Below are 7935 nucleotides of genomic sequence, written 5' to 3'. Positions count from 1 at the left end.
AAGCCGACACCGACCGGACCCCCTCACCCGAACCCTCCACCACACCCGCCCAACCAGGAAAAAACACTAAGTAAGTGGCATTGACCTCTGGGGGCGTCCCTCAGCCCATTTTACCGCCTTAACCCGATCGGCACCCCAAAGTCGATCATGCCTGTGGACAACTCCACCGCACCCCCGCCTCACACCGTGCAAGCCACCAACACCACCGCCGTCGCGACCTCGCACGACGCCCCCAACACATCCCCGGTGACCCCGCCGAACCGCCGCCCCGTGTGCCACACCACCCCAGCCACAACCACCCCCGCCACCACAACCCCCACAATCGCCCCCACCCCGACGAAGAACCACCCCGCACCCGCCAGGACCACCCCCCACGCCGCAGGCACCCACTCCCGCTGCGTCCCCGCGACCAACGCCCCCAAGCCCTCAGCCCGCGCCGCGACCACCCCCCGCACGCAGCACCCGGCGAACGCGGCCCGCCCCGCCGCCACGGCCAGCACCACCGCCTCCCACGGCACAGCGGCCATCGACACCGCCTGCACCCCCAGCAGCACCAGCAGCGCCACCACGCCGAACGGCCCGACGTCCCCGGCCTTCATCACCGCCAGCGCCCGCTCCGGCGGCCCGTAGCAGCCCAGCCCGTCGGCGGTGTCCGCCACGCCGTCCACGTGCATCCCCCGCGTCGCCAGCGCGAGGGCGCCCACCGCGAGCAGCCCGCCCAGCAGCGGCGGGAACGGCAGCCACAGCACGCCCGCCGCCAGCAGCCCCAGGACCACGCCGACCACCGGGGCCAGCGCGATCGCCCGGCCCGCGGCTGCCCTGTCCACATCGGACACGCGCAGCGGCAGGACGGTCAGCCAGGAGAAGGCGAGCCGCACGGCTACTCGGGCAGGGGGATGTCGCGACCGGTGACCCCCGCGTCCTCGAACGTGGCCATCTCGGCGAGCAGCCGTGCCGACATGGCCACCAGGGGCAGCGCGGCGAGCGCGCCGGAGCCCTCGCCCAGGCGCAGGTCCATCTCCAGGACCGGGCGCAGGTCGAGCTGGTCGAGCACCAGGTCGTGCGCGGGCTCGACGGAGCGGTGGCCTGCGACCCACCACGCCGACGCGCCCGGGGCCAGCTCCTCGGCGACCAGCGCCGCCGCGCCGCTGATGAGGCCGTCGAGGATCACCGGGGTCTTGCGCACCGCCGCCTGGGCCAGGAACGCGGCCATGGCGGCGATGTCGGCGCCCGCGCTGGTCCGCAGCAGCGCCACCGGGTCGTCGCAGACCCGGCGGGCGCGGCGCAGCGCGTCGCGGATGGCGACGGCCTTGCGCATCCAGCCCTGGTCGTCCACGCCGGTGCCGCGGCCCACGACGGCGACGGGCTCCGCACCGGTCAGCGCGGCGATGATGACCGAGGCGGGGGTGGTGTTGCCGATGCCCATGTCACCCGCGATGAGCAGGTCGGCGCCCGCGTCGACCTCCTCGTCGGCGATCGCCCGGCCCGCGGCGACGGCGGCGGCGACCTCCTCGTCGGTCAGGGCGTCCGCGCGGTCCACCGGGCCGGACGAGCGGCGCACCTTGTGCGCGGTGACCTGGTCGGGCAGGCCGTCGCCGTCGGTGTCGACCGACATGTCCACCACGCGCACGGTCGCCCCGGCGACCGCGGCCAGGACGTTGACCGCGGCGCCGCCGGTGAGGAAGTTGGCCACCATCTGCCCGGTGACCTCGCTGGGGAACGCCGACACACCGTTCGCGGCGACCCCGTGGTCGCCCGCGAAGACCACCACGCGCGGCCGGGCGAACGGCCGCGGCGGGCACTGCCCCTGGCAGGCCGCCACCCACACGCCCAGCTCCTCGAGGCGGCCCAGCGACCCCGCGGGCTTGGTCAGCCGCTCCTGGCGGGCCACGGCGGCGCGCCGGGCCTCGGCGTCCGGGGCGGGCACGGTCGGGAAATGGGTGGTCACCGGTGGGCCTCCTCGCTCATCTCAGGCGCAGCGGCAGGCCCGCGACCAGCAGCAGCACCTCGCTGCACACCTCGGCCAGGGACGCGTTCACCGCGCCGAGCTCATCGCGGAAGAGCCTGCCAGAGCGGGTGGAGGGCACCACACCCAGGCCGACCTCGGCCGAGACGACCACGAGCCGGGCCGCGCACCCGGCGACCGCGCCGACCAGCCGCGCCCTGGCGTCCACCATGGACACACCGGCCGACGCCCACGCCCCGGCGTCGTCCATCGCCCCGGCCAGCCACGTGGCCACGTCGTCGAGCAGCAGCGGGGGACCGTCGGCCCGCGCCGAGGCCAGCGCCCCGACCAGCGAGGCGGTGTCGGGGACCTCGACGGTCGACCACGACGGCGGGCGGCGGTCGACGTGGGCGGCGATGCGCGCGTCCCAGTCGGCGTCGTCGGGGTGGCGGCGGGCGGTGGCCAGGTAGGTGACCGGGCCGTCGCCGGGCAGCAGCCCCTCGGCGTGGGCCGACTTGCCCGAGCGCGCCCCGCCCAGGACCAGGGTCCGCACGATACGGTGCCTCTCCGTGAGCTTCCGATGGCGCTACGAGGACGCGGCCGGGTCCCCGGTCGACGGGCCGGACACCACCTTCGCCGACCAGGCCGAGGCCGAGCTGTGGTTCAGCGACGAGTGGCCTGACCTGCTCGACGCGGGCGTCGAGCAGGTCAGGCTCTTCGAGGACGACACCGAGGTCTACGGCCCGATGAGCCTGCGCGCGGGTTAGATCCGCGGCGGGCTGACGGTCATGCCGGGGTCCGTGGTGACCACGCCCCCCAGCGCCTCGTCGATGGCCTTGAGCAGGTCCGCGTCGAGGGTCTTGCCCGCGGCGGCGACGTTGTCGACGACCTGCTCCGGCTTGGACGCGCCCACGATCGCCGAGGCGACGTTGGGGTTCTGCAGCACCCACGCCACCGCGAGCTGCGGCATCGTCAGCCCGGCCTGCTCGGCCAGCGGCTTGAGCTTCTGCACGGCGGTCAGCACCTCGTCGCGCAGCCAGCGGCTGATCATGCCCTTGCCACCGGACTCGTCGGTCGCCCGCGACCCGGCGGGCGGCTCGGCGCCGGGCAGGTACTTGCCCGACAGCACGCCCTGCGCCATCGGCGACCACACGATCTGGCCCAGGCCCTCGCGCTCGGAGGCGGGCACGACCTGCTTCTCGATCACCCGCCACAGCATCGAGTACTGCGGCTGGTTGGAGATGAACGGCACCTTGAGCTCGCGGGCCAGCGCCGCCCCCCGGGTGATCTGGTCGGCCGTCCACTCCGACACGCCGAGGTAGAGCACCTTGCCCTGGTGCACCAGGTCGGCGAACGCGCTCATCGTCTCCTCGAGCGGCGTCTGGTGGTCGAACCGGTGCGCCTGGTAGAGGTCGATGTAGTCGGTGCCGAGCCGCCGCAGCGAGGCGTGCGCGGACTCCACGATGTGCTTGCGCCCCAGGCCCTTGTCGTTGGGGCCCCCGGGGCCCGTCGGCCAGTACACCTTGGTCGCCAGTTCCAGCGACTCCCGCCGCTGTCCCGCGATGGCGCGCCCCAGCACCGACTCGGCCTTGGTGTTGGCGTAGACGTCGGCGGTGTCGAAGGTGGTGACGCCCGCGTCGAGCGCGGCCCGCACGCAGGCCTGCGCGGCGTCCTCCTCGACCTGCGAACCGTGGGTGAGCCAGTTGCCGTAGGAGATCTCGGAGACTTTCAGGCCACTGCGGCCCAAGCGGCGGTGTTCCATACCCCGAGCCTAACCGGGCCCCACACCCCCGGCGCGCCCGCGGAACAGCGCCACCCCGCGTGCGGGTGGCCGTCCACCGGAGGACGTGGAGCGGGGGTCAGGCGACGACGTCGCCGGGCTTGACGCGGGGCTTGGGGACGCGGAGCTTGCGCAACTGCGTCGCCCGCACGAAGCCGTACCAGCCCAGGGAGAGGCCGCGGGTGGTGTCCTTCGGGAACTTCGCGCGCACCAGCTTGGTCAGCCTGCGCCCGTTGAGGACGCCCTCGGCGACCATCAGGATCAGCATCAGCAGGCAGAACAGCGTCGCGTACTGCTGCACCTCCAGCGAGGGCACGAGCAGCGAGGCGAACACGACCACGGCCAGCGGCATGAACAGGCCCAGCAGGTTGCGGCGGGCGTCCACCAGGTCGCGCAGGTAGGCCTTGACCGGGCCGCGGTCGCGCGGCATCAGGTACTTGTCGTCGCCCTCGTTCATCCGCTTGCGCTGCTCGAGGCGCTGGGCCTTGCGCTTGGCGGCGAGCTCGGAGCGGTCCTCCTTGCTGCCCCGCGCGCGCCGCAGCGCCTCGCGGGTGGTCTTCGGCGGCGGGGCGACCGGGCCGCGCCTGCGGCCCTCGGCCTCGCGCCGCTTCGGGGTCGGCCTGCCCTTGCCCGGGGTGTGGGCCTTGGTGGCGTCCTCGCCGACGGTCACGGCGGCCTCGTCCACCTGCTCGGCTTCGGGACTGTCTGCGCTGCTGCGACGGAGGAACCTCACGGGCACAGGGTAGGACAAGCCCGGTGGCGGATACCCTCCGGCCGTGCTGGTCGTCATCGCGCCCGACGGGTTCGGGGGGACGCTGACCGCCCCGCAGGCCGCCGCGGCCATCGCCGAGGGGTGGGCCAGGGGCGCGCCGGGGCACCGGCTGCGGCTGTGCCCCCTGGCCGACGGCGGCCCCGGTTTCGTCCCCGTGCTGCACTCCGCCCTCGGCGGCTCCCTCGAACGCCGCCAGGTCACCGGCCCCCTCGGCCACCCGGTCGAGGCCGTCTGGCTGCGCGTCGGGGACACCGCCTACCTGGAGTCCGCCGAGGCCGCGGGCCTGCACCTGGTCCCGGCCCACCAGCGCCCCGGGGTCTGCGAGACGACCACGACGCGCGGGGTCGGCGAGCTCGTCGCCGCCGCGGTGGCCGCCGGGGCCCGCGAGGTCGTCGTCGGCCTGGGCGGCTCGGCCACGACAGACGGGGGAGCGGGCGCCGTCGCGGCGCTGGCGGGCGTGGACCTGTCCGGGGTGCGGCTGGTGGCCGCCGCGGACGTGGAGAACCCGCTGCTGGGCCCGCACGGGTCCGCCGCCGTGTTCGGACCGCAGAAGGGCGCGGACGCCGCCGCGGTGGACCGGTTGGAGCGGCGGTTGGCGGGGTGGGCCGACGAGCTGGCCGCCCGCACCGGCCGCGACCCCCGCGGCCGGCCAGGGGCGGGTGCGGCGGGCGGGCTCGGGTTCGCCCTGCTCGCGCTGGGGGCGCGGACCACTTCCGGGGCGGCGATGGTGTCGAAGGCGACAGGGTTGCGCGAGGCGGTCTCGGGCGCCGGGCTGGCGGTGACGGGGGAGGGCAGCTTCGACTGGCAGTCGCTGCGCGGCAAGCTGGTCACGGCGGTCGCGGCCGCGGCGGCCGAGCGCGGCGTCCCCTGCGTCGTCCTCGCAGGTCAGGTCGCTGTCGGGCGCAAGCAGGCCGCGTCGGTGGGGGTCGAGGAGGCGCACGCCGCCGCCGAGCACGCCGGATCCGTCGAAGCCGCCCTCGCCGACCCCGCGGGCACGCTGTCCGCCCTGGCCGAGGACGTCGCGCGGCAGTGGCGGTGAGCGCGGGTCGGGACAACCCGACGCGCGGCTCTCGACTTTTACCCCCGCGGCTGTGTCACCATAGGCAGAGGAACAAAACCGCGACTGCGCTTGTTCGCCGGGGAGACGGGTTTCCCGGGAACCGCCCAGCCCGTAGCACCAGCCAAGGGAGAACCATGACGACCGCCCAGGAGACCGGCACCGACGCGGCGACCCACGGCGTGCAGCTGTCGGACACGGCCGCGACGAAGGCCAAGGCGCTGCTCGACCAGGAGGGCCGCGATGACATGCACCTGCGCATCGCCGTCCAGCCGGGCGGCTGCGCGGGTCTGCGCTACCAGCTGTTCTTCGACGAGCGCACCCTCGACGGCGACCTGTTCCGCGACTACGACGGCCTCAAGGTCGCGGTCGACCGGATGAGCGCCCCCTACGTGGACGGCGCGGTCATCGACTTCGTCGACACCATCGAGAAGCAGGGCTTCACCATCGACAACCCGAACGCGGGCGGAAGCTGCGCCTGCGGCGACTCGTTCAACTGAGTCCTGGATCGCCAGAAGGGCCACGACCCCCAGAGGTCGTGGCCCTTCTGGCGTGTCAGCGCGGTGTCAGACGTACTCGTCCAGCTCGGTGACCTGAGCCGCCGCCGCGTCGCTGACGTCCCAGCGGCTCGCCGGGACCACCATGGTCAACGTGGTGGTCTGGGTGGTGGCGAGGCCGCTGGGCAGGTCGGCGCAGTCGGCGATCAGCTCGGCCATCGTGTCGGCGTCAGGAGTGCTCATGCTTGCACCGTAACTGTAATCAAGGTCACTTCACAGGGGTACCGGCCAGTAGTCTTTTCGGCCCCCGGCGCTAGCCCGTCTGGGTGGCCGGGCGGAGTCCGGGGCGCGGTCACGCGCCCGCCCGCGCCCGGCGATGATCGACAATGACCCGCACCAGGAAGTCGGCGGCCGCCCGGCCGCCGAACGGATTCAACAGGGGAGAGCTCACGTGCCTGTCGCAGTGTCCGGCAGCATTGCCACCGACCACCTCATGCAGTTCTCGGGCAAATTCGCCGAGCAGCTCGTGGCCGACCAGCTGCACACGGTCTCACTGAGCTTCCTGGTGGACCACCTCGTGGTCCGCCGCGGCGGCATCGCGGGCAACATCTCCTACGGCATCGGCGTGCTCGGCGGCGCCCCGGTGCTGGTCGGCTCGGTCGGCGACGACTTCGCCGACTACCGCTCCTGGCTCGAGCGCCACGGCGTCGACTGCTCCGGCGTGCGGGTCTCCGACACCGCGCACACCGCCCGCTTCGTGTGCACCACCGACGCCGACATGAACCAGATCGCCTCGTTCTACCCGGGCGCGATGTCGGAGTCGCGGCTCATCGAGCTGGCCCCCATCGCCGCCCGCACCGGCGCCTTCGACCTGGTCCTCATCGGCTCCGACGACCCGCAGGGCATGCTCCACCGCGCCGACGAGTGCCGCCACCGCGGCTACCGCTTCGCCGTGGACCCCTCCCAGCAGATGGCGTTCATGGACGGCGCCCAGATCCGCGAGTTCGTCACCGGCGCCGACTACCTGTTCACCAACGAGTACGAGCTGGGCCTGATGCGGCAGAAGACCGGCTGGTCCGAGGCCGAGATCGCCGACCGGATCGGCCTGCGCGTCACCACCCTGGGCCCCAAGGGCGTCGACATCGTCGCCAAGGACGGCACCACCATCTCGGTCCCCGCCGTCCCGGAGACCGCCAAGGTCGACCCCACCGGCGTCGGCGACGGCTTCCGCGCGGGCTTCCTCACCGCCACCACCGCCGGCCTGGGCCTCGAACGCGCCGCCCAGCTCGGCTCCCTGGTCGCCACCCTCGTCCTGGAGGTCGACGGCCCCCAGGAGTGGGCCTTCGACAAGACCAGCGCCCTGGCGCGCTTCTCCGACGCCTTCGGCCCCGAGGCCACCGCCGAGGTCGCCGCGATCCTGCCCTGACCAGGCGGGCGCGCCCCGGCGATCCGCCGATCCCGGGGCGCGCCCCCGCCCGTCGGTTAGACTCACCACATGGTCCGCGCCCCGCTCACCCAGCAGGAACGGGAGCGGGGAGAGCTCCTCGGCTCCCTGCTCCGAGCCGCCCGAGGCCGCCGCAGCATGGTCGAGGTGGCCGCCGACGCGGGCATCTCCGTCGAGACCCTCCGCAAGATCGAACGCGGACGCATCCCGACCCCCGCCTTCTTCACCGTCGCCGCCATCGCCGAGGCCGTCGGCGTCTCCCTGGCCGACCTGCACCAACGCGCCGCCCGCGTACCGGTCGAAACCGAAAACCGCCTCACCGCCTGAAACCCCACACCCCCAGCACCCCACCAGCCACCACCCGGCTTGGCCTTCGGCCCCCGGTATCCACGCTACCGCCACGGTCGGACACTTCCGCCGAACCAAGCCCAGGTTGTCCA

At 74.0% G+C, this 7935-nt stretch carries 11 protein-coding genes; 5 read left to right on the top strand and 6 right to left on the bottom strand.

All coding sequences use genetic code 11. The annotated features are described in order from the left end of the window. Window positions 1–179 precede the first annotated feature (179 nt). Genes GCL84_RS27080 through GCL84_RS27070 form a run of 3 tightly spaced genes read right to left on the bottom strand, consistent with a single transcriptional unit; the run spans window position 180 to window position 2501 of the window. Entirely contained in the window at window positions 180–878 is a 699-nt protein-coding gene (locus tag GCL84_RS27080; protein WP_156758380.1) for an adenosylcobinamide-GDP ribazoletransferase, read from the bottom strand. Between the two features lie 2 nt (window positions 879–880). After that, complete coding sequence (cobT, locus tag GCL84_RS27075; protein ID WP_156758379.1) at window positions 881–1948, bottom strand: nicotinate-nucleotide--dimethylbenzimidazole phosphoribosyltransferase; 1068 nt, start codon at window positions 1946–1948, stop codon at window positions 881–883. Between the two features lie 16 nt (window positions 1949–1964). Further along, on the bottom strand, window positions 1965–2501 hold the full coding sequence (locus GCL84_RS27070; RefSeq protein WP_156758378.1) for a bifunctional adenosylcobinamide kinase/adenosylcobinamide-phosphate guanylyltransferase: 537 nt from the start codon (window positions 2499–2501) through the stop codon (window positions 1965–1967). Window positions 2502–2514: 13 nt separating this feature from the next. On the opposite strand from GCL84_RS27070, the gene GCL84_RS27065 reads away from it, so the two are divergent. Continuing rightward, window positions 2515–2712: a hypothetical protein gene (locus GCL84_RS27065; RefSeq protein WP_156758377.1), complete on the top strand. Its 198-nt coding sequence runs from the start codon at window positions 2515–2517 to the stop codon at window positions 2710–2712. Here GCL84_RS27065 and GCL84_RS27060 read toward each other — a convergent pair. Together GCL84_RS27060 and GCL84_RS27055 are read right to left on the bottom strand one after the other, a co-directional pair. Beyond that, a complete protein-coding gene (locus GCL84_RS27060; protein ID WP_156758376.1) occupies window positions 2709–3707 on the bottom strand; it encodes an aldo/keto reductase family protein in 999 nt (332 codons plus the stop codon). The two genes, GCL84_RS27065 and GCL84_RS27060, sit on opposite strands and share 4 nt — an antisense overlap. A gap of 97 nt (window positions 3708–3804) precedes the next feature. Next, complete coding sequence (locus GCL84_RS27055; RefSeq protein ID WP_156758375.1) at window positions 3805–4458, bottom strand: DUF3043 domain-containing protein; 654 nt, start codon at window positions 4456–4458, stop codon at window positions 3805–3807. Between the two features lie 43 nt (window positions 4459–4501). On the opposite strand from GCL84_RS27055, the gene GCL84_RS27050 reads away from it, so the two are divergent. Further along, entirely contained in the window at window positions 4502–5536 is a 1035-nt protein-coding gene (locus GCL84_RS27050) for a glycerate kinase (RefSeq protein ID WP_156758374.1), read from the top strand. 155 nt (window positions 5537–5691) lie between these two features. Then, window positions 5692–6054 (top strand): HesB/IscA family protein, encoded by a 363-nt coding sequence (locus GCL84_RS27045; protein ID WP_156758373.1) that lies wholly within the window; start codon window positions 5692–5694, stop codon window positions 6052–6054. A gap of 66 nt (window positions 6055–6120) precedes the next feature. Here GCL84_RS27045 and GCL84_RS29550 read toward each other — a convergent pair whose 3' ends face one another. Continuing rightward, window positions 6121–6294: a hypothetical protein gene (locus GCL84_RS29550; protein WP_197523531.1), complete on the bottom strand. Its 174-nt coding sequence runs from the start codon at window positions 6292–6294 to the stop codon at window positions 6121–6123. Between the two features lie 250 nt (window positions 6295–6544). Between GCL84_RS29550 and GCL84_RS27040 the strand changes: the two genes are divergently transcribed. Together GCL84_RS27040 and GCL84_RS27035 are read left to right on the top strand one after the other, a co-directional pair. Continuing rightward, on the top strand, window positions 6545–7477 hold the full coding sequence (locus GCL84_RS27040) for a carbohydrate kinase family protein (RefSeq protein WP_235926770.1): 933 nt from the start codon (window positions 6545–6547) through the stop codon (window positions 7475–7477). Between the two features lie 69 nt (window positions 7478–7546). Beyond that, entirely contained in the window at window positions 7547–7822 is a 276-nt protein-coding gene (locus tag GCL84_RS27035; RefSeq protein WP_156758371.1) for a helix-turn-helix domain-containing protein, read from the top strand. The last annotated feature ends 113 nt before the right edge of the window (window positions 7823–7935 follow it).

Source organism: Actinokineospora pegani (genome assembly GCF_009745975.1).
Taxonomy (GTDB): domain Bacteria; phylum Actinomycetota; class Actinomycetes; order Mycobacteriales; family Pseudonocardiaceae; genus Actinokineospora; species Actinokineospora pegani.
Note: the sequence above shows the minus strand (reverse complement) of the source record. Positions and strands in the feature narration are given on the sequence as shown.

Bases quoted from the DNA above. Each gene is read 5' to 3' on its own strand.
- GCL84_RS27060 (WP_156758376.1), bottom strand. From the start codon at position 3,707: ATGGAACACCGCCGCTTGGGCCGCAGTGGCCTGAAAGTCTCCGAGATC.
- GCL84_RS27045 (WP_156758373.1), top strand. From the start codon at position 5,692: ATGACGACCGCCCAGGAGACCGGCACCGACGCGGCGACCCACGGCGTG.
- GCL84_RS29550 (WP_197523531.1), bottom strand. From the start codon at position 6,294: ATGAGCACTCCTGACGCCGACACGATGGCCGAGCTGATCGCCGACTGC.
- GCL84_RS27040 (WP_235926770.1), top strand. From the start codon at position 6,545: ATGCAGTTCTCGGGCAAATTCGCCGAGCAGCTCGTGGCCGACCAGCTG.
- GCL84_RS27035 (WP_156758371.1), top strand. From the start codon at position 7,547: ATGGTCCGCGCCCCGCTCACCCAGCAGGAACGGGAGCGGGGAGAGCTC.